General features: G+C 48.3%; 23 protein-coding genes. 20 read left to right on the forward strand and 3 right to left on the reverse strand.

The annotated features are described in order from the left end of the window. The first annotated feature begins 397 nt into the window (after positions 1 to 397). Positions 398 to 838, forward strand: coding sequence for a riboflavin biosynthesis intermediates N-glycosidase (ybiA, locus tag HNR75_RS10325; RefSeq protein ID WP_188026902.1), 441 nt, complete (start codon positions 398 to 400; stop codon positions 836 to 838). 61 nt (positions 839 to 899) lie between these two features. On the opposite strand, the gene HNR75_RS10330 is transcribed toward ybiA, so the two are convergent. Both HNR75_RS10330 and HNR75_RS10335 read right to left on the reverse strand, forming a co-directional pair. Further along, positions 900 to 1,397, reverse strand: coding sequence for a GNAT family N-acetyltransferase (locus HNR75_RS10330; RefSeq protein ID WP_188026903.1), 498 nt, complete (start codon positions 1,395 to 1,397; stop codon positions 900 to 902). Continuing rightward, entirely contained in the window at positions 1,394 to 1,666 is a 273-nt protein-coding gene (locus HNR75_RS10335; RefSeq protein ID WP_188026904.1) for a type II toxin-antitoxin system TacA family antitoxin, read from the reverse strand. Before HNR75_RS10335 ends, HNR75_RS10330 begins: the two co-directional genes overlap by 4 nt. A gap of 126 nt (positions 1,667 to 1,792) precedes the next feature. On the opposite strand from HNR75_RS10335, the gene HNR75_RS10340 reads away from it, so the two are divergent. Both HNR75_RS10340 and HNR75_RS10345 read left to right on the forward strand, forming a co-directional pair. Further along, positions 1,793 to 2,410 (forward strand): NUDIX hydrolase, encoded by a 618-nt coding sequence (locus HNR75_RS10340; RefSeq protein WP_188026905.1) that lies wholly within the window; start codon positions 1,793 to 1,795, stop codon positions 2,408 to 2,410. A gap of 30 nt (positions 2,411 to 2,440) precedes the next feature. After that, positions 2,441 to 2,950 carry a lipocalin family protein gene (locus HNR75_RS10345; RefSeq protein WP_188026906.1) on the forward strand — a complete coding sequence of 170 codons (510 nt, stop codon included), beginning with the start codon at positions 2,441 to 2,443 and terminating at the stop codon, positions 2,948 to 2,950. A 70-nt stretch (positions 2,951 to 3,020) separates the two neighbouring features. Here the strand turns inward: HNR75_RS10345 and HNR75_RS10350 are convergent, their stop codons facing one another. Next, the gene (locus HNR75_RS10350) at positions 3,021 to 4,271 is read right to left on the reverse strand and encodes a DEAD/DEAH box helicase (RefSeq protein WP_188026907.1); all 1,251 of its coding nucleotides are present in this window, start codon (positions 4,269 to 4,271) and stop codon (positions 3,021 to 3,023) included. A 171-nt stretch (positions 4,272 to 4,442) separates the two neighbouring features. On the opposite strand from HNR75_RS10350, the gene HNR75_RS10355 reads away from it, so the two are divergent. The 17 genes from HNR75_RS10355 to HNR75_RS10435 all read left to right on the forward strand — a co-directional run bounded on the left by HNR75_RS10355 (position 4,443) and on the right by HNR75_RS10435 (position 19,192). Continuing rightward, positions 4,443 to 4,976 (forward strand): lipocalin family protein, encoded by a 534-nt coding sequence (locus tag HNR75_RS10355; RefSeq protein WP_188027131.1) that lies wholly within the window; start codon positions 4,443 to 4,445, stop codon positions 4,974 to 4,976. A gap of 69 nt (positions 4,977 to 5,045) precedes the next feature. Continuing rightward, the gene (locus tag HNR75_RS10360) at positions 5,046 to 5,795 is read left to right on the forward strand and encodes an SAM-dependent methyltransferase (protein WP_188026908.1); all 750 of its coding nucleotides are present in this window, start codon (positions 5,046 to 5,048) and stop codon (positions 5,793 to 5,795) included. 100 nt (positions 5,796 to 5,895) lie between these two features. Then, a complete protein-coding gene (locus tag HNR75_RS10365) occupies positions 5,896 to 6,165 on the forward strand; it encodes a type II toxin-antitoxin system Phd/YefM family antitoxin (protein ID WP_188026909.1) in 270 nt (89 codons plus the stop codon). Further along, on the forward strand, positions 6,165 to 6,452 hold the full coding sequence (locus HNR75_RS10370; RefSeq protein ID WP_188026910.1) for a type II toxin-antitoxin system RelE/ParE family toxin: 288 nt from the start codon (positions 6,165 to 6,167) through the stop codon (positions 6,450 to 6,452). Before HNR75_RS10365 ends, HNR75_RS10370 begins: the two co-directional genes overlap by 1 nt. 124 nt (positions 6,453 to 6,576) lie before the next feature. Then, positions 6,577 to 8,163 carry an oleate hydratase gene (locus HNR75_RS10375; RefSeq protein ID WP_246358884.1) on the forward strand — a complete coding sequence of 529 codons (1,587 nt, stop codon included), beginning with the start codon at positions 6,577 to 6,579 and terminating at the stop codon, positions 8,161 to 8,163. A gap of 98 nt (positions 8,164 to 8,261) precedes the next feature. Further along, complete coding sequence (locus HNR75_RS10380) at positions 8,262 to 8,630, forward strand: VOC family protein (RefSeq protein ID WP_246358886.1); 369 nt, start codon at positions 8,262 to 8,264, stop codon at positions 8,628 to 8,630. Positions 8,631 to 8,767: 137 nt separating this feature from the next. After that, a complete protein-coding gene (locus HNR75_RS15665; protein ID WP_188026912.1) occupies positions 8,768 to 9,253 on the forward strand; it encodes a VF530 family protein in 486 nt (161 codons plus the stop codon). Positions 9,254 to 9,326: 73 nt separating this feature from the next. Then, positions 9,327 to 9,782 (forward strand): GNAT family N-acetyltransferase, encoded by a 456-nt coding sequence (locus HNR75_RS10390; protein ID WP_246358887.1) that lies wholly within the window; start codon positions 9,327 to 9,329, stop codon positions 9,780 to 9,782. Positions 9,783 to 9,905: 123 nt separating this feature from the next. Continuing rightward, the gene (locus HNR75_RS10395; protein WP_188026913.1) at positions 9,906 to 10,535 is read left to right on the forward strand and encodes a LysE family transporter; all 630 of its coding nucleotides are present in this window, start codon (positions 9,906 to 9,908) and stop codon (positions 10,533 to 10,535) included. A gap of 145 nt (positions 10,536 to 10,680) precedes the next feature. Continuing rightward, positions 10,681 to 11,088: an alternative ribosome rescue aminoacyl-tRNA hydrolase ArfB gene (gene arfB, locus HNR75_RS10400; RefSeq protein WP_425506783.1), complete on the forward strand. Its 408-nt coding sequence runs from the start codon at positions 10,681 to 10,683 to the stop codon at positions 11,086 to 11,088. A gap of 74 nt (positions 11,089 to 11,162) precedes the next feature. Beyond that, the gene (locus tag HNR75_RS10405; RefSeq protein ID WP_223157873.1) at positions 11,163 to 11,756 is read left to right on the forward strand and encodes a DUF1294 domain-containing protein; all 594 of its coding nucleotides are present in this window, start codon (positions 11,163 to 11,165) and stop codon (positions 11,754 to 11,756) included. A 39-nt stretch (positions 11,757 to 11,795) separates the two neighbouring features. Then, entirely contained in the window at positions 11,796 to 12,146 is a 351-nt protein-coding gene (locus tag HNR75_RS10410; protein WP_188026914.1) for a DUF3147 family protein, read from the forward strand. A 99-nt stretch (positions 12,147 to 12,245) separates the two neighbouring features. After that, entirely contained in the window at positions 12,246 to 12,659 is a 414-nt protein-coding gene (locus tag HNR75_RS10415; RefSeq protein ID WP_188026915.1) for a VOC family protein, read from the forward strand. Between the two features lie 8 nt (positions 12,660 to 12,667). Continuing rightward, positions 12,668 to 13,318, forward strand: a complete 651-nt coding sequence (locus HNR75_RS10420; protein WP_188026916.1) for a LysE family translocator — start codon at positions 12,668 to 12,670, stop codon at positions 13,316 to 13,318. 74 nt (positions 13,319 to 13,392) lie between these two features. Continuing rightward, positions 13,393 to 14,115, forward strand: a complete 723-nt coding sequence (locus tag HNR75_RS10425; protein ID WP_188026917.1) for a riboflavin synthase subunit alpha — start codon at positions 13,393 to 13,395, stop codon at positions 14,113 to 14,115. Between the two features lie 324 nt (positions 14,116 to 14,439). Next, complete coding sequence (locus HNR75_RS10430) at positions 14,440 to 16,896, forward strand: glycogen/starch/alpha-glucan phosphorylase (RefSeq protein ID WP_246358890.1); 2,457 nt, start codon at positions 14,440 to 14,442, stop codon at positions 16,894 to 16,896. A 370-nt stretch (positions 16,897 to 17,266) separates the two neighbouring features. Next, entirely contained in the window at positions 17,267 to 19,192 is a 1,926-nt protein-coding gene (locus tag HNR75_RS10435; RefSeq protein WP_188026918.1) for a PrkA family serine protein kinase, read from the forward strand. Positions 19,193 to 19,195: the final 3 nt, after the last annotated feature.

The raw sequence follows: 19,195 nt of genomic DNA on the forward strand, positions 1-19,195 counted from the left end.
TTTCTGATTGGTTTTCTGTGTTCATAGTTATAAGCTCACTCTGCCTTGCTATACGGGCTCGAGGCCCCGATGACTGTCCGAGTTATCGCTAAAGAGTTATGCAGTGCTCACACTTGTTATCGGTCTCTCAATGAGGAGCCAAACTTGAATCGAGCTACTGCATAAAGACCCTCAACGGCCATTGAGGGTGGGCCTCTAATTTACCCGTTTTATTGAACACATTAACCATACAAGTGACTGTGGTACTACGTTCCGCCGTTTAACTAAAAGTTAGCTATCTTGAATAAGCACAAGGGATACTTGATGAATTTCAATTGCTGACCTGTTAAGCAAACGATTGCACTAATCCATCTGAGAAAATCAGCTTAGTCGCAGTTGATGTCGTATGAGGTTGCTCATGACTGAAGAAGATATTTTTTCAAATCTGGCCATCATTCCTTTTTCTTTGGCTGGGTTTACATGGCATTCCGCCGAACAATTCTTTCAGGCGGCTAAGTTCACTGATGATGAAATCATTGAGAAAATTAAAGCCTGTGAAAGTCCGTTCCGTTGTGCCGCAATCGGACAAACCAGACGGTTTAAAATTCGCGATGATTGGGAAAACATTAAAGTATCGGTGATGGAGCAAGCTATTCGAGCTCGTTTTGAGCAACACACCGAACTGGCTAAAGTGCTCAAACTCACCAAGCGTAAACTCTATGACCACTCAGCAGCAGACAATTTCTGGGGCATTGGTGTTGATGGTCATGGCACAAATATGACGGGTGAAATCCTGATGAAGATCCGGCGAGAACTGCAAAATGCTGACGAAGAGTTTTCCCTCAAAAGCGATAGCTAACAAAAAATTAATGTGGGACCACTTCGTGGCCCCATAATTCGAAGTTAGCTGCTTATGAAAGTCAGTCGCTAATACTGGCTCGAATATCAGCAATTGTTAAAAACAGTTTGTTTGTCGAATCAATGAATGGTGTAAATCCAAACTTTTCATAAAAGCCAAGTGCACCATCTTTTGCGTCAACAATCACTACTGGGAATGCAACTGTTTCACTCGCTTGAAGTAGTCGGTTTAACGCATCAATGAGTAACCATTCGCCATAACCTTGTTTTGCATATCGTTTATCAACTGCAAGTCGAGCAATCAAACCACCAGAACTAGCATTTTGATGCTTTTTTTGCAGTTTATCTGGTAAAGCACCTAAGTCGATGGGTGTCATAGTTAACGTGTAATAACCAATGACGCGTTCAGGCTGAGAACTATCTTCGAGTACAAAGGTTCTGGTGTTGTCCTTCTGTGACTGTTGGCTCGCCATGACTCTAAGATAGTTATTGAGTGGCTTTACCCCACAATCAAAATAATGACGGTCATGTTTATTCTTATCTAAACGCACCGTCATCATTGAGTTTTGTCCTTGTAGCGTTGTGCCGCTTGTTGTAAACGCGCATTTGGTTTCACTGGCGCATCTAAAGCTTCCGCTAATAACATGGCATCACGTTGTGAAAGTTTTAACGCTCTTTCGCGTTCCATGATTTGCTTTGCACGATCAATCGCGGCATTTAAAACAAATGAGTTAATGCTAGTCATACCCGCAATCGCAGCTGCTTGAGCCAGTAACTCTTGTGTTTCTGCATCAACACGAGCTGTGATACGAGGTAATGCGGTTGCCATAACTGTCTCCTTATGTGTCAATGTGGCACAAGATAATTATGGCATAGATACAATTTTTAGCAAATTATGTGTCATGATGGCACAGCAGCAGCTAACAAAACTTAGTGTGGGACCTGGAGAGCACAAATGTTTAAACAACTCGAATGGGCTAAAAAGTTACAAGCAATTAGTCAGGCAGGTCATACATATTCTAAGGATAAATTTGATCTGGAACGATTTGATCAAATCCAACAAATTGCATTCGAAATGCTTTCTGAAATCAGCGATGAGCCTATAGAAAAAATTGCTAACTTACTCATTCCAGAAACAGGTTATCCAACACCTAAAGTGGATGTCCGTGCTGGTGTTATCCGCGATAACAAAATCCTACTCGTCCGTGAACGTGAAGACGGTTGCTGGACTCTTCCAGGCGGCTGGGCTGATGTATGTGAAACCCCTTCCCGTGGTGTGATCCGTGAGGTTCTTGAAGAATCGGGATTTGTTGTTCGTCAACCAAGATTAATTGCCGTTAAAGACAGAGATGTGCATCCTTATACACCAAAATACCCATTTCACATTTATAAGATGATCTTTCTATGTGAATTAGTTTCTGGTGAAGCGAAAGCAAATATCGAAATATCTGAGATCGATTTCTTCTCGTTTGATAACTTGCCAGAATTATCTCAGGGACGAACCTTACCCGATGATATCAAACTCATTTTTGAGCATGCGAACAATCCGGCTCTAGATGTTTACATTGATTAACCATACAAAAACTTGGTGTGGGACGACTTCATGCGTAAATTTCTGTTCTCTATGTTGTTTTTTTGTGTCGGGTGCACTCAAATACCCAATAATGTAAAGCCTGTTCAAAATTTTGAGCTCAATCGTTATCTAGGCAAATGGTATGAGGTTGCCAGATTAGATCACTCCTTTGAGCACGGTTTAAGTAAAGTGACGGCTGAATATGCATTGAACAATAATGGCAGTGTTCAAGTCATTAACCGTGGATATTCTGAGAAAGATAAAAAATGGAAAGAGGCAATTGGTGTTGCTTATTTCATGGGCCCACCAGACCAAGGTTTGCTGAAAGTTTCATTTTTCCGGCCTTTTTATGGTACCTACGCTATCTTTGAACTTGACCATGATAATTATCAATATGCGCTGATTTCCGGGCCTGATCATTCATATTTATGGCTCCTATCGCGCTCCCCTTCACTATCACCTACAGTTAAAGATTTTTTGTTACAAAAAGCCAAACAGGCAGGATTTGACACTCAAGATTTGATATTTGTGGCTCAATAAATAAGCGAGTACAACATGAATAATGTACTCGTTAAAAAGTTCATCAATGCCGGATGGCTTCGACAAAAACCTAGCGACTACGCGGTTTGCCTGTTTTAGCTTTGTTGCTACCGCTTTGTCCAAGTGCTTTAGCGCGTAGGTTTTTCTTAGACGGTTTACGCTTAGTGTTGTTCGCTTCTTCTTGCGCCATGAGATCCGGCTCAAAGCCTTCCATCCAGTGCAGGATAAAATGTTCGCCAGTGAGTTTTTCTACGTCTCCGAGTAGGTATTTCTCTTTATTCGAGACCAACGAAACGGCCAGGCCAGCTTGACCTGCACGGCCAGTTCGACCAATACGGTGAATATAGTCTTCGGCGTTGTAAGGCAGCTCATAATTGATCACGTATTGCAGTTGCGCAATGTCCAACCCGCGCGCGGCCACATCAGTGGCGACAAGCGCACGCACTTGGCCGGTTTTAAACTCTTCCAAGCCGCGATCGCGGGCGCCTTGGGATTTATCGCCATGTACCGCAGCAGCACTGATGCCATCTTTCTCAAGCTCGTTAGCCAGTTCATCCACCGCTTGTTTGGTACGAGTGAAGATAAGCACCTGTTGCCAATTTTTGGAGCCTATCAGGTACGCCACTAAACCCGCTTTGCGTTTGTTATCGACTTCATAAAAGCGTTGTTCAATTTTCGCTGCCGTCGCATTTCGTTCGGCGACTTCGATCAGTTTTGGCTGCTTTAAAATGGTTTTGCTCAGGGCAAACACGTCATCGTTAAAGGTTGCGGAGAAGAACAAGGTTTGGCGCGTTTCGGGTAGGCGTTTCAGGATGCGCTCGATATCGACAATAAAGCCCATATCCAACATGCGATCCGCTTCATCGAGAACCAGTGTCTCAACCGTGCTTAGGTCGATCAGCCCTTTGATGGCAAGTTCCAGCAAACGCCCCGGTGTCGCCACGAGGACATCACAGCCTTCGTTTAACGCATCGATCTGCGGGTTAATACTCGCCCCACCGTAAGCCACGACCGAGTTGAGACCTAAACCTTGACTGTATTTCACAAAGCTTTGGTGTACTTGTTGAGCCAGTTCCCGCGTTGGAGTGAGCACTAACACACGGATGGCTTTTTCAGATGTTTCCCGAACGAGGTGACGTTGAATCAATGGCAAGGCAAATGCGGCAGTTTTACCCGTACCCGTTTGCGCCCCCGCCATGACATCGTGACCCGCAAGGACTTCGGGGATCGCCGCTTGTTGAATCGGCGTTGGCGTTTGATAACCAAGTGTATCGAGGACAGCCAATAAATCCGTGTGAAGACCCAGGGTGGAAAAACTCATAAACAAGCACCGCTTACAATAAATTAAGACGGCGCTATTGTAGCATCGAAACCTTAAAAGTCTGAGATGACTCTCAGCGAGAACCGTATTCCTGCTAATTGCGGTTCCGGGATATCGGGTGAACATCAACACTATCGCACCCCACAAGTGGAAATAGTATTTGGAGGCATTGTGAGAACAATTTTATTGATTATGTGCGCAGCTTTACTCAGTGGCTGTTTGGGAATGCCGGAATCGGTAAAACCAGTATCGGGGTTTGAACTGAACAATTATTTGGGTAAATGGTATGAGGTGGCTCGCCTTGACCATTCATTCGAAAGAGGTTTAAGTCAGGTAACGGCTGAATATAGTATGCGAAATGATGGTGGTGTTTCGGTACTCAATCGTGGTTACTCCGAGACTGAAAACAAGTGGAAAGAGGCGGAAGGCAAAGCCTACTTTGTTAATAGTCCGATGGATGGTTATCTCAAAGTCTCATTTTTTGGTCCATTTTATGGCTCTTATGTGGTGTTTGAATTGGATCGAAAAAATTACAGCTATGCTTTTGTTTCAGGGCCTAATACCGACTATCTATGGTTACTCTCGCGAACTCCGTCAGTCGAGCCAGAAGTAATGGAAAAGTTCATCAAAATGTCGAGAGAACGGGGTTTTGATACGAATCGATTGATTTACGTTCAGCAGCAGAAAGCTGTTTTAGTCTTTTGAAGCGTGAACGAGTGAATCGGGGTAAAACCAATGTGTCATTATGGCACATCAATAAGGAGGTTTTCTGCATTGGATATTCCACGGATCTTCAACATCACCGAAAGTGCTCACCGCATCCATAATCCGTTCACACCCGAAAAGCTCGCCACTCTCGGTGAGGCGCTGCGTCTGGAAACGGGAACCCGGATGCTCGACCTCGGCAGCGGTTCGGGGGAGATGCTGTGCACCTGGGCACGCGATTACGGAATCATCGGGACTGGCATCGACATGAGTCAGTTGTTCACCGGGCAGGCGAAACGCCGCGCTGAAAAACTCGGTGTCGCCGATCAAGTCGAGTTCATCCATGGCGATGCGGCCGGCTTCGTCTCTGACGAGAAGGCCGGTGTGGCCGCCTGTATCGGAGCTACGTGGATTGGCGGGGGCGTCGGCGGCACCATCGAGCTTCTGGCGCAGAGCCTCTGTCCCGGCGGGATCATCCTCATCGGCGAACCCTACTGGCGACAGTTACCGCCAACGGAGGATGTTGCCAAGGGGTGTCAGGCCAGCTCAATCTCTGACTTTCTCCTGCTTCCGGAACTTCTCGCGTCTTTCGGCCACCTCGGTTATGACGTCGTGGAAATGGTTTTGGCAGACCAAGACAGCTGGGACAGATACGAGGCGGCCAAATGGCTCACCATGCGCCGATGGCTTGAAACCAATCCAGACGACGAATTCGCGAAAGATGTTCGAGCCCAACTAACCTCGGAACCCGTGCGTTATGCAACTTACACGCGTGAATACCTGGGCTGGGGCGTGTTCGCGCTGATGGCGCGGTGCTGAGGTTAAGTTCGTCTTTGTCATTGTAAGCCTCGGCGAAACATTGAAGACCTGTTAACTGGTGCTATAATCAGGTCTATCATGGTTAAATCGAGATGCCAAAATGCAAGTCAAATTCTCTGAAGATGTGGTTCCATTGTCCGATCTCAAAGTGAACCCAGGCAAAATTGTTAATCAAGCTGTTGAAACTCAACGCCCTATTCTTCTTACCAGCAGAGGCCGAGGTGTCGCAGTAGTTCAGTCTTTAGCTGAATACGAAACGCGAGAAGAAGAATGCGCTTTTCTAAAAGCAATTGCTCAGGGTCTTACGGATGCTCAAGAAGGCAGAACAATGTCACTTGATGATGCCAAGAAGAAACTGGGTTTGCGCTAATGATAATTACGCTCACCGATTCTGCTTACGAAGATATTATCGATATTAAAGAGCACTATATATTTGAAGGCGTCGAACATATTGGTGAGAAACATGTTACCGATATTTTTGAACACATTGCAAATCTGTCTGAACATCCCCAGATGGGCCGAGTTGTTCCTGAATACGGCCTTACCTCGATCCGAGAACTCATTCATCCGCCCTATCGCATTGTTTATCTGCTGAAAACCGATGAAGTGCAAATAATTAGGGTATGGCGAAGCGAACGGCTTTTAAAACTGGTGTAATCATCGACAATACTAGCTCAGTTGCAGCCCTCCCACACAACCACTATGCAGGCCCGGCTTATCCTGTCTATATTGAAATCATGCTTCTGCGACAATCACAGGATGAATGGGCCGGACTATGAAGATGACGCAGAACAGTTCTTCGCAAGTCTATCTCGTCGGCAGTGGTATCGCCTCGCTGGCCAGCGCCATTTACCTTATCCGGGATGCTGGTGTCCGCGGGGAGAACATCTGTATTCTCGAGCAGGATGCCACTGCCGGCGGCGCGCTGGATGGTCAGGGTGACCCTGAGCATGGTTTCATTGCCCGGGGCGGACGGATGCATGAGCAGCATTTTGTTTGTTACTGGGATCTGCTGTCTTCTATCCCTTCCGCTACAGATCCAAAGAAAAGCGTCACCGAAGAGTGTTTCGGTTTTTCCAAACGATTTACCTCCCGTTCTCAATCCCGTCTGATTAAAAACGCCCGGATACTCGATATCTCTTCGTATGGTTTGCGTTTGCAGGATAAGCTCAACATCATCCGCCTGAACATGACACCGGAAAAATTACTGGGCAATAAGACCATTCAGGACTGGTTCAGCGCCCCGTTCTTTGACACGCATTTCTGGAAGATCTGGGAATCCATGTTCGCATTTCAGAAGTGGAGCAGCCTGGCAGAGATGCGGCGCTATTCCCTGCGGTTTATGCACCTCTTCCCTCACCTTCACGAACTGGGTGGCATCTACCGGACTGTTTACAATCAATATGATGCCGTCATCGTTCCTCTGCAAAACTGGCTGCAGGAGCGCGGTGTAAAGTTCAGTTTCGGCACGCAAGTCGTCGACATTGATTTCACGATCACTGATTCCGCCAAGACGGCGACAGCCATCCACTGCATTGAACAAGGGATCCGGAAAACCATCCCCCTTGCCGGACATGACTATGTCTTCATCACCAACGGCTCTATCACCGAAAGCACCGACACCGGATCGATGACACGTCCCGCCATCCAGAAGACAAAAGAAACTTCTGGCGCATGGACACTTTGGGAGCGCATCGCCGGCAAAGATCCCGCCTTTGGCCACCCCGGTGTCTTCTCGGATCAGATCGATCGGCAAAAATGGGTGTCATTTACGCTAACGCTGCACGACCCTACCTTTTTGCGGTATCTGTCTGCCACCTATGGGTATATCCCCGGTGTGAGCGGCTTAATGACGATCGTGGACTCGAACTGGCTACTTTCGATTGTTGTGCCCGCCCAGCCTCATTTCGTTAATCAACCGGCCAACGTCGACACACTCTGGGGATATGGTCTTTATCAGGACCGGCCCGGCAATTTCGTGCAGAAGCGGATGCAGGACTGCAGCGGCGAAGAAATTCTGACCGAGCTGTTCTCGCACCTGAAAGTAACCGACAAGATGAAACCTGCTCTCGACGCTGGCAAGGTGAATTGTCGCCCGACCATGATGCCATTCATCGACAGTGCCTTCATGCCAAGGAAACCAGGCGATCGACCCGCCGTTGTCCCTGCCGGAGCCACCAATTTCGCCTTTCTGGGGCTATTTACGGAAGTCAGTAACGATTGCGTCTTCACGGTAGAATATTCGGTCCGCACCGCCCAGATCGCGGTCTACACGCATTTCGATACAGGCAAGCCCATACTGCCCGTCTATATTGGCGGACACAAAATCCGTTCGCTGATAAATGCGGTGATAGCATTGACCCGATAAACTCCGGGCTGTGTCGATGAATTCGAAAAATTCTCAGATCCAATGCGAATAAGAATTATACTTAAATAGCCCATCTCTCCATTCAGGAGAAACTGTATATGCTTGCTCATGGTTTGCAAAACGTAAAAGTGATTGCGCTGGCGGTGACGGATTTAAGCCGGGCTCAACACTTTTATGGCGAGATACTCGCTCTTCCTCCGTCTTATAGAGAAAATGACCTTGTCGGGTATTCCATCGGCGATATCGTTCTTATGCTGAAAGAAAACTGGTATGGCTCCCCTACCGCCGAGCCGAATCCCCGGATCACGCTTGCGACTGCTTATGCCCCGGACACCGAGGCTTACTTACGAGAGCGAGGTGTCACGATTCCCGATCCAGTTGAAGAAGTTGAAAAGGGTTATTATGTCGGTAGTTTTTTAGACAGCGAAGGTAACAAACTCTGGTTCTGTTCGCCGACTGAACCGTAACCTTATCATCCTGCTCTCTAATCACAGCCGCACACCTCGAGGGCAGGATGAATATTGGCGACGACAACAACGCGGTAGTAATGTGTCCATGCCGACAAATGGTATAATCACTGATTATTTTCTATCAGGTTTTTACTATGAACGATCCAATCGGCTATCAAAATAATCCATTACACGGTGTCAGCTTAAAAACGGTTGTCACCGAGATAGCCAATCACTATGGCTTCGAAATCCTGTATGCCTATCTGAATCTCAACTGCTTCAAAAATAAGCCCAATATCGATTCCAGTGTAAAATTTCTCAAAAAAACAGACTGGGCGCGTGAAAAGGTCGAAGCTTTTTATTTGTACCAATACAAAAGCCTGCCAAGAGCGAGTGAAGAACAATTCCAGTTGCCACCGCGTGAACGCATTATCCCGATGGATCAGAAGCCAGGTTTGCCTGCCGAACTGAGTCTTGAGGATGCAGAAGCCCTGCGTGAGAAACGCGCACGAAAAACAGCGATGAGAAATCAAAATCGCAGAACTACCGCAACAAGCAGCCGTTCCTATTCCTCCCGGTACGAGAAAAGCGCTGATAGCAGTTTTAATGGTTCTGAGGATCCATGGGCTAAATGGCGTTAAAATTTATTCGCGTCAAGGCCAGTTGTAATGAAATATGTAGACTCACAGAGAGGTACCGGATTTGAAAATACGCATGATGGACGAATCAGATTTGTCTGAAGCATCTTTAGTCCATAAAGCCGCTTTCCCCCGGCAAAGTTTTTCATCTGACTGGCTGGCGTGTAACTTGAAGGCTTATCCGCGTTTTCTGAGTTTTGTCGCTGAAAGGGATAACCAGATTGTGGGTTATATCGTCTGGGCGCAAAAAAGCGGTTTTCGCGCCGAAGCAGTGCTGGAACTGGAACAGCTGGCCGTATCCCCGGCGCACCAGGGCCAGGGTATTGGCCGGAATCTGATCGAACAATCCTTGCCATTGGTGAAAGACGAACTGGCTAAAAAGAATTCAAAGTTAAAACATATTATGGTTACAACCCGGGCGGATAATCATGCCCAGCAATTATATAAAAACACGTTGGGAGCAGAGGTTGAAGCAACGATATCCAACCTCTATTCCGCCGATGAAGTGTTGATGATTGCCCGGAATGTTTGAATAAACCAGCCCCGCGCCGTCGGTTCTCGCGGCGCACTGTTCCACCCAGACTGATATAGCCGCCCCGCCTTTTTTCATGTATCGTTTTGCCATGAGTCACCGTCATTTCAGAGGTATCACGGTATGTCATTCGATGTCTGGCTTGCCTTCTTTGCAGCCTGTTGGGTTATCAGTCTTTCTCCGGGCGCCGGCGCGATTGCGTCTATGTCGAGTGGTCTGCAATTTGGCTTCTTGCGCGGTTACTGGAATGTCATCGGACTGCAGATTGCGTTAGCGATCCAGATCCTCATTGTCGCTGCAGGTGTCGGCGCGATTCTTACAGCCTCAGAATTGGCCTTTAACCTGATCAAATGGTTTGGTGTCGCTTATCTGGTCTATCTGGCTGTCAAACAATGGCAGCAAAAACCCTCCGAGATCGACGCCGAGCAGCAAGCGGTCAAAGCCTTCAGTCCTCTGGCGATTATCACCAAAGGGTTTCTGGTGAATATCAGTAATCCGAAAGCCATTGTCTTTATTCTGGCGGTCTTACCGCAGTTTATTGACCCGGCCAAATCGCTGGTACCGCAATATTCACTCATGATGATCACCATGATTGCCGTCGATATGATTGTGATGGCGGGTTACACCTGCCTGGCCGCAAAAGTCTTGCTGTTCCTGAAAACGCCCCGTCAGCAACGTATCCTTAACCGCAGCTTTGCCAGCATGTTCGTCGGTGCAGCCTCGCTGCTTTCTTTAGTGCACCGCGCAGGTTGATAAAAATGCCCTATGCCGCTCTCTCATGAGCGGCGTCCTGAATGGCAAAATGAGCCCATAATCTGTGGACCTTCCAATGAAAAAACTGTCAACGCACTGATATCCCGCTTTAACCTATTTATTCAACATTGTTCGCGAGCGTCTTGTGGAAATATCTCTTAATGTCACCATCCCTGATGCGGAAATTGAGCTATCTGCAATCAGAGCACAGGGCTCCGGCGGGCAAAACGTCAATAAAGTTTCTTCCGCCATTCATCTGCGATTTGATATCAAAGCCTCATCGCTGCCGGATTTTTATAAGGAACGCCTGTTAGCTCTGCGTGACCAGCGGATCACCAGCGAAGGCGTCATTATTATCAAGGCCCAGCAGTACCGGCTTCAGGAACAAAACCGGGCTGACGCACTGCTGCGGTTACAGGAATTAATCAAAAGTGTGGCTAAAGTTCAGAAAGCACGCCGGCCCACGACAGCAACAAAAAGTTCTCAGCGAAAACGCATGGACAGTAAAACCCTGCGGGGAAAAATCAAGGCATTGCGTGGCAAGGTGATTTAGCCATCTCTCATTTGAAACCAGATCTGAACGGGCGTAATTCAGCAATTTCAGGCTAAATATTTTCGAGAATACATATGAGATTTCAGGGAAAGATTTCAGATTGGAATGATGATAAAGGCTATGGCTTTGTAGAGCCCAATGGCGGCGGAGCAAGGGCCTTTGTTCATATCAAATCATTTGATGATTTGCCTCGCCGTCCCATGAATGGTGACATCATTATCTATGAAACAACGACCGATGAAAGAAATCGGGTTCAGGCAACCAATATAACTTTTACCCGGATTAAGAAAAATCAAAAAACCCAGCAAACAGGAAATGTTTACGCATTCAATAAATTAATTTTAATGATATTTATCATATATTTATTGTTGCTTGTATTTGTATATCATCTTCCTGTCATTGTTCTTCCGGGTTTTGCTGTTTTAAGCATCATAACATTCGCTGCTTACGCATTAGACAAGAGCGCGGCACAAAGTGGCAGTTGGCGCACTAAAGAAAGTACATTGCACATGCTGGCATTAATTGGTGGCTGGCCCGGCGCTATGTATGCGCAGCAAAAACTCAGACACAAATCTGTAAAAACAGAATTCAGGCAAGTTTTTTGGGCTACCGTGATTATGAATATAGGTGCCTTAAGCTGGGTTGCCTTCTCTGACGCTGCGGGATGAAGAACGCGTTTAACAAGTGACGTTTTAGATAGGAATGATATGTTTTATCTGATTACCAAATATTTGATCACTGCCGGCATGGTGGTGCTGATCTCGGAATTGGCCAAAAAAAGTGACCGCATCGGCGCTCTGGTGGCTTCATTACCCCTGGTGACCATTCTGACGTTGATCTGGTTATTTGTAGAAGGCCAGTCAGCGAGCAAAATCAGCAACCATGCGTATTACACGTTTTGGTATGTCATTCCTACATTACCCATGTTTATCCTGTTCCCGTATTTCATGTCCCGATTCGGCTTCATACTGACATTACTGATCAGTATCGGATTGACCATCGTGACGTTTGTTCTTTTTGCTGCATTAGTCAAACGGTTTGGTATTCAATTGATGTAGCAAATTTTGCATGGCAGGTAACAAATTCTGAATCCATGAACCTGCCTGCTAAACTCATTTCATATCCGTTCTGACAGGCTACATAGCCAGGTCGCCCATATGAAACCAAATATTTCTGTCATTACCTTAGGCGTTGATGATCTTGAAAGATCGCAGCACTTTTACCGTGATGGTTTAGGCCTCCCAACCGAAGGCATCATTGGTCAGGAATTTGAATACGGGGCAGTTGTTTTTATTCAGCTTCAGCCCGGTTTGCGCCTTGCCTTATGGCCACGGAAAAGTATTGCGCATGACACCGGTTTACCATTGGCACCGCCAAATGAGACAGAAGTAATCATTAGTCATAATGTTTCGACAAAACCGGATGTTGATTCAATAATGGCAACAGCAAAAGCGGCTAATGCCAGAATTATCAAACCCGCTCATGATACATTCTGGGGTGGTTACGCCGGTTATTTTCAGGACCCGGACGGCCACGTTTGGGAAATCGTATTTAATCCAGCATGGATTTGAGGAGTGCTATGTTCGGAACTCATGATCTCGCTCTGTTTATGGTTTCAGGCTTCATCCTGAACGTGATGCCCGGCCCGGATACCTTGTTGATCATGTCCAAAAGCGCGTCGCAGGGCTGGCGTGCCGGCAGCGTGGCGTCGCTGGGAATTGGCTCGGGTGTGTTTGTGCATATCGTGGCGGCCGCTTTGGGTTTATCAGCTATTTTGGCCAGCTCGGCGACTGCGTTCCTTGTCGTGAAATACGCTGGTGCGGCGTATCTGGTTTACATCGGGCTGATGGCGCTGCGACAGAAATCCCGGCCGGATGCAGACACTGCGAGCCCGGCTCACGCTGCTGCCGGCCAGACACATTCCATGAAATCCATTTACTGGCAGGGTTTTCTGAGCAATGCCCTGAACCCCAAGGTGGCGCTGTTTTTTCTGGCTTTTGTACCGCAGTTCATCGGCCATGATGCGCCGGATAAAGCGTTGGCATTCATCGTCCTCGGGCTCATCTTTAACTTTAACAGCATGTTGTGGTGTCACTTCCTGGCTGTTTCTACGGCACTGGCCAGCCAGCGGCTGAAAGTCAGCGCAACCATCAGCAACTGGCTGAATAAAACCATCGGGGTGCTGTTTATCTCGCTGGGAGTGAAACTGGCGTTATCCGCCAGGAACTAAAGTTCACCGCGGTGGCTCCGGCTGGCAGACACCGTTATAGTCCCGCTTAGTGTGTATTTAACAGAGAGTGACTGATGTTTACAGGCATTGTTCAGGGTATTGCCACCATTGTGGCAGTGACCGACGCAGAGGGTATCCGGACTTTTGAAATCGAGTTTCCGGCCGGGTTTTGTGCAGAATTACAGATTGGCGCCAGTATCGCCATCGATGGTGTCTGCCTCACTGTCACGGAAATACTTAGTGACACCCGGGCCAAATTTGATGTCATGCTGCAAAGCCTACTGATCACAACGCTGAGCGATTATCAGACCGGTGACCGGGTAAATGCCGAGCGTGCCGCGAAAGACGGCGCCGAAATTGGTGGTCACCCTCTCTCCGGTCATGTGGATTTCCGTGCCACCGTGTTGGCTGTCAAACAGCGGGAAAATAACTACTGTATCCGCATCGGTGTTCCGCATCAGTGGATGAAATACATTTTCCCAAAAGGATATATCGCCCTGAACGGCACCAGTCTGACCATTTCCGACGTCAGCAAGGAAGAGGACTGGTTTGAAGTCTGGCTGATCCCGGAAACCCGCCGCATGACCACATTCGAATCAAAACAGGCCAGTTCAGCCCTGAATGTCGAGATTGAACGCGGCACACAGGTAGTTGTCGATACCGTCCGGGCTACGCTCGAAGAAAAACTGGGGCCGTTATTGCCGGCACTGGAAGCGCTGCTTAAACAAAACGGCATGGATATCAACACTCTTGCCACTCCGTCCACTCCCCCTCAGATCCCCGGTAAACAGGACTGAGTTTCTTCCTGAAATGCCCGGCGATTCCGGGTATTTCAGCTTCATAATGATCCCTCTCTTCTGCTAGCTGGTCATCCGGTAGTCATTTTTCTCTGTTAACTCTATCCGGTACGGATGTAACAGCAGCAGAAAATTACATATGTGACAAGACTAACAACTCAATCATCCGACACGATTCAGCAAGGGACTTTCGACCGGCATCATGAGAATCTTCCCCTGCACACACATGCATTACATGACACAAAGAATAAACCGGAGTAGTTTATTGAGTGTTTTGTGACCAAGACTCAACTGTTTAAAGAGGTAACAGCTATGGTGAATCCTATGGAAAAGCCGTTGTTCACACTGGACAAGGAAGAGTTCAGAAAAGAAGTCGTTCACCATCTTCGTACAACACTGGGCACAAGTGAAATCAAAGCCAGCAAACAAGCCTGGTGGATGGCTACCTGCGTCACTATCAATCACATGTTGTTTGAACGACTGACCAGCACACAGCAAACTCATCTGAAAAAAGACACCCGCGCGGTACATTATTTTTCCGCTGAATTCCTGATGGGTCGTCTGACCGCGAATAATCTGCACAACCTCGGTCTGTATAAAGTCTGTGAGGAAGCACTGAAAGATCTGGATCTGGATTTAGCCGATCTGTGCGAAGAAGAACCGGACATGGCACTGGGCAATGGCGGTCTGGGCCGCCTGGCAGCCTGTTTTATCGACTCACTGGCCACACTGGGTTATCCGGCGCTGGGTTATGGCCTGCATTACGAGCATGGTCTGTTCCGGCAGGAAATCCGCGATGGCCGTCAGGTAGAGCGTCCTGACTCCTGGCGCGAATACGGCAACCCGTGGGAGATTTGCCGTCCTGAATCCGTGCAGGACATTCCGCTGTATGGCTATGTGGAAACTGTCTTTGGCGACGATTGCAAGGTTCGTAAAGTATGGCGTCCGGGCCGGGTGATCAAAGGGGTACCATGGGATATCCCGATCGTTGGTTTCGGCGCGCAGACCGTGAATATTCTGCGTCTGTGGGAGTCCCGTGCTTCCGATTTCTTCGACTGGGACGTGTTTAACCACGGCGGTTACGTCGATTCGCAGAAAGAGAAAGCCGAAGCGGAAACCATTTCCAAAGTGCTGTATCCGAACGATGAAACCGAAGCCGGTAAAGAGCTGCGTCTGATCCAGCAATATTTCTTCTGTGCCTGTTCGCTGAAGGACATCATGCGCCGTTATAAACGTACGCATACCGACTTCAAAGCGTTTGCGCCACAGATTGCAATCCAGCTGAACGATACGCACCCAACAGTCGCGATTCCGGAACTGATGCGTGAGCTGATCGATGAGGAAGGTCTGGAATGGCAGGAAGCCTGGGACATCTGCACCAAGGTTTTCTCCTACACCAACCATACCCTGCTGCCGGAAGCGCTGGAAACCTGGCCGGTGTATCTGTTTGAGCGGGTCTTGCCGCGCCATCTGGAAATCATTTATGAAATCAACGCCCGTTTCCTGAAAAACGAAGTGGATGCAAAATGGCCGGGCAATAACGATATCAAACGCAAGCTGTCGATCATTGATGAAGGTAATCCGCGCCGCGTACGGATGGCGAACCTGTGCGTGATCACGTCGCATAAGGTCAACGGGGTGGCAGAAATTCACTCCAAGCTGGTGAAAGAGGATCTGTTCCCTGAGTTCAATGAACTGTGGCCGGATAAATTCTGTAACGTCACCAACGGGGTGACACCGCGCCGCTGGCTGCTTTCCTGTAACCAGGAACTGGCCGATCTGTTTACCGAAACGGTTGGCACTGCGTGGCCGCTGAATCTGGATGCCCTGCGCGCCGTGAACAAGTTCGCGGATGATCCGGCGTTCCAGAAAAAATTCATGGATATCAAGCAGCACAACAAGCAGAAACTGGTGAAGGTGATCAAGGCTGAAACCGGTATTGATGTGAGTGCCGAGGCAATTTTCGATATTCAGATCAAGCGTCTGCATGAATACAAACGCCAGCAGCTTAACCTGCTGCATATCATGGTGCTCTACCGCCGTCTGTTGCTGAACCCGGATTACGACATGCATCCGCGTGTGTTTATCTTCGGTTCGAAAGCGGCACCGGGCTACCGCGTGGCAAAAGACATCATTTATGCCATCAACAAGGTCGGCGAGCGCATCAATAATGATCCGCGCATCAAAGACAAGCTGAAAGTGGTATTCATGCCGAACTACCGCGTCAGTCTGGCAGAAAAACTGATCCCGGCGGCGGATGTCTCCGAGCAGATTTCAACGGCCGGTTATGAAGCCTCCGGTACCGGCAACATGAAGCTGGCGATGAACGGGGCGATCACCATTGGTACGCTGGATGGCGCCAACATTGAAATCGCCGAAGAAGTCGGTGAAGACAATTGCGTGATTTTCGGTCTGACCGTGGAACAGGTCAAAGAGCTGAAAGCGCGTGGTTATAATCCGTGGGATTATTACTATGCCAACCCGGAAATCAAGGCGGCGCTGGACTGGCTGGATACCGACTACTTCACGCCGGGTCATCCGGGTGAATTACAGTCGATCAAAAAGGCGCTGCTGGATTATGGCGATACCTATCTGACACTGGCAGATTTTGCCGCTTACGATGAAGCGCACAAGCGGGTCGACAGTTTGTACCGAGATAAGGCACGCTGGGCCAAAATGGCGATCATTAATGCGGCATCGGTGGGCAAATTCAACTCGGATCGTTCGATTGAGGACTATATCCGGCAGATCTGGCATCTGGAGAAGTGCGACATCGCCTGACCGGCGCTTTTTGCACCAAATTCAGTCACGTTCTGACTCAGGCCATCGCATTTGCGGTGGCCTTTTTTATGGTTGGAAGAAAAAAATGCCAAGGACTGAGCAAGATGTGAGCGCGATCCGTAAATAGTCAGAACAAATTAGTTTTTTGTCTATTTTTTGATATTCCACCAACGGAATGGCACAACATTAGCTATAGAAAACAGGAGAACAGGATTTTTTGCGCCGGACATTTTGGCAACCGGATCAGCAACTACAGGATTTATTGAGACTTTCTGACACCTTTTGCCGAAATGTCGTCTAGGCTTACAAATGAAACAGATGCATGTAGCCCCGTGAAAAAAGGGACTCATCTCAGTATGGGGGAAACGCTATGGGTATTTTTGATCATTATCAGCGCCGTTACGAAGCAGCCAGGGAAGAGGAATACACACTTCAGGAGTTTCTGGAGATGTGCCGGACCGACCGCTCCTGCTATGCCTCTGCATCCGAACGCCTTCTGCTGGCTATCGGTGAACCAGAAATGATCGACACGGCACTGGAACCGCGCCTGAGCCGGATTTTTTCTAATCGTATTATTCCTCGGTATCCGGCCTTCAAAGACGACTTTTACGGCATGGAAGATGCCATCGAGCAAATCGTGGCTTATCTGCGCCATGCGGCACAAGGTCTGGAAGAGAAGAAACAGATCCTTTATCTGCTGGGCCCGGTGGGGGGTGGTAAATCCTCACTGGCGGAAAAACTCAAATCCCTGATGCAGAGAATCCCGATTTACCGCATCAAAGGCTCCCCGGTCAACGACCACCCGTTCTGCCTGTTTGATGTTAATGAAGACGGCAAGATTCTGGAGCAGGAATACGGTATCCCTGCACGTTATCTGCACAAGATCATGTCTCCCTGGGTGGCCAAACGTCTGCACGAGTTCGGCGGCGACATCAGCAAATTCAAAGTCGAGAAGGTGTACCCTTCCATTCTCGATCAGATCGCGATTGCCAAAACCGAACCGGGCGATGAAAACAACCAGGACATTTCTTCACTGGTGGGTAAAGTCGATATCCGCAAACTGGAGCACTATGCCCAGAATGATGCCGACGCCTATGCCTACTCCGGCTCCCTGTGCCGAGCCAACCAGGGTCTGATGGAATTTGTGGAAATGTTCAAGGCACCGATCAAGGTGCTGCATCCGCTGCTGACCGCAACACAGGAAGGTAACTACAACGGTACCGAAGGTCTTTCCGCGCTGCCGTTTGAAGGGATCATTCTGGCGCACTCCAACGAATCGGAATGGCAGCAGTTCCGTAACAACAAAAACAATGAGGCGTTCCTCGACCGTGTTTATATCGTCAAGGTGCCTTATTGCCTGCGCGTCTCCGAAGAGATGCATATTTATGAAAAACTACTGACCCACAGTGAACTGTCACAGGCGAAATGCGCCCCCGGCACGCTGGAATATCTGGCACAGTTCAGCGTACTGTCCCGTTTGAAAGAACCGGAAAACTCCAGCATTTACTCCAAGATGCGGGTCTATAACGGTGAAAGTCTGAAGGATACCGATCCGAAAGCGAAGTCCTATCAGGAATATCGTGATTATGCCGGTATTGACGAAGGCATGTCCGGTCTTTCCACCCGTTTTGCCTTCAAGATCCTGTCCCGTGTGTTCAACTTTGACCACACTGAAATCGCCGCCAACCCGGTACATCTCTTCTATGTACTGGAACAGCAGATTGAACGGGAACAGTTCCCGCAGGAATTGCACGACCATTATCTGGAGTTCATCAAAGGCTATCTGGTACCGCGGTATATCGAGTTTATCGGCAAAGAGATTCAGACCGCCTATCTGGAATCCTATTCCGAATACGGTCAGAACATCTTCGACCGCTATGTCACGTATGCCGACTTCTGGATTCAGGATCAGGAATACCGCGATCCGGAAACCGGTCAGCTGTTTGATCGTAGCTCACTGAACAGCGAACTGGAAAAAATTGAGAAACCGGCGGGGATCAGTAATCCGAAGGATTTCCGTAACGAAATCGTCAATTTCGTGCTGCGTGCCCGTGCCAACAATGCCGGTCGTAATCCGAACTGGACCAGTTACGAAAAACTGCGCACCGTGATCGAGAAGAAAATGTTCTCCAACACGGAAGACCTGCTGCCGGTAATTTCCTTCAATGCGAAAACCTCTGCCGATGAGATGAAGAAGCATGAAAACTTCGTCGAACGCATGATGGAAAAAGGTTACACCCGTAAGCAAGTCCGCCTGCTCTCCGAGTGGTATCTGCGTGTACGCAAATCCACTTAGTGG

It is taken from the genome of Tolumonas osonensis (assembly GCF_014202415.1).
In the GTDB taxonomy this organism is placed as follows: Bacteria; Pseudomonadota; Gammaproteobacteria; order Enterobacterales; family Aeromonadaceae; genus Tolumonas; species Tolumonas osonensis.

What these genes read in the sequence shown, in the direction of transcription:
- HNR75_RS10335 (WP_188026904.1), bottom strand. Translation starts at nt 1,666, where the DNA reads ATGGCAACCGCATTACCTCGTATCACAGCTCGTGTTGATGCAGAAACA.
- HNR75_RS10380 (WP_246358886.1), top strand. Translation starts at nt 8,262, where the DNA reads ATGCTTGCTCATGGTTTGCAAAACGTAAAAGTGATTGCGCTGGCGGTG.
- HNR75_RS10415 (WP_188026915.1), top strand. Translation starts at nt 12,246, where the DNA reads ATGAAACCAAATATTTCTGTCATTACCTTAGGCGTTGATGATCTTGAA.
- HNR75_RS10430 (WP_246358890.1), top strand. Translation starts at nt 14,440, where the DNA reads ATGGAAAAGCCGTTGTTCACACTGGACAAGGAAGAGTTCAGAAAAGAA.
- HNR75_RS10345 (WP_188026906.1), top strand. Translation starts at nt 2,441, where the DNA reads ATGCGTAAATTTCTGTTCTCTATGTTGTTTTTTTGTGTCGGGTGCACT.
- HNR75_RS10375 (WP_246358884.1), top strand. Translation starts at nt 6,577, where the DNA reads ATGACGCAGAACAGTTCTTCGCAAGTCTATCTCGTCGGCAGTGGTATC.
- ybiA (WP_188026902.1), top strand. Translation starts at nt 398, where the DNA reads ATGACTGAAGAAGATATTTTTTCAAATCTGGCCATCATTCCTTTTTCT.
- HNR75_RS10350 (WP_188026907.1), bottom strand. Translation starts at nt 4,271, where the DNA reads ATGAGTTTTTCCACCCTGGGTCTTCACACGGATTTATTGGCTGTCCTC.
- HNR75_RS10435 (WP_188026918.1), top strand. Translation starts at nt 17,267, where the DNA reads ATGGGTATTTTTGATCATTATCAGCGCCGTTACGAAGCAGCCAGGGAA.
- HNR75_RS10405 (WP_223157873.1), top strand. Translation starts at nt 11,163, where the DNA reads ATGAGATTTCAGGGAAAGATTTCAGATTGGAATGATGATAAAGGCTAT.
- HNR75_RS10395 (WP_188026913.1), top strand. Translation starts at nt 9,906, where the DNA reads ATGTCATTCGATGTCTGGCTTGCCTTCTTTGCAGCCTGTTGGGTTATC.
- HNR75_RS15665 (WP_188026912.1), top strand. Translation starts at nt 8,768, where the DNA reads ATGAACGATCCAATCGGCTATCAAAATAATCCATTACACGGTGTCAGC.
- HNR75_RS10340 (WP_188026905.1), top strand. Translation starts at nt 1,793, where the DNA reads ATGTTTAAACAACTCGAATGGGCTAAAAAGTTACAAGCAATTAGTCAG.
- HNR75_RS10420 (WP_188026916.1), top strand. Translation starts at nt 12,668, where the DNA reads ATGTTCGGAACTCATGATCTCGCTCTGTTTATGGTTTCAGGCTTCATC.
- HNR75_RS10425 (WP_188026917.1), top strand. Translation starts at nt 13,393, where the DNA reads ATGTTTACAGGCATTGTTCAGGGTATTGCCACCATTGTGGCAGTGACC.
- HNR75_RS10410 (WP_188026914.1), top strand. Translation starts at nt 11,796, where the DNA reads ATGTTTTATCTGATTACCAAATATTTGATCACTGCCGGCATGGTGGTG.
- HNR75_RS10365 (WP_188026909.1), top strand. Translation starts at nt 5,896, where the DNA reads ATGCAAGTCAAATTCTCTGAAGATGTGGTTCCATTGTCCGATCTCAAA.
- HNR75_RS10390 (WP_246358887.1), top strand. Translation starts at nt 9,327, where the DNA reads ATGATGGACGAATCAGATTTGTCTGAAGCATCTTTAGTCCATAAAGCC.
- HNR75_RS10330 (WP_188026903.1), bottom strand. Translation starts at nt 1,397, where the DNA reads ATGATGACGGTGCGTTTAGATAAGAATAAACATGACCGTCATTATTTT.
- HNR75_RS10370 (WP_188026910.1), top strand. Translation starts at nt 6,165, where the DNA reads ATGATAATTACGCTCACCGATTCTGCTTACGAAGATATTATCGATATT.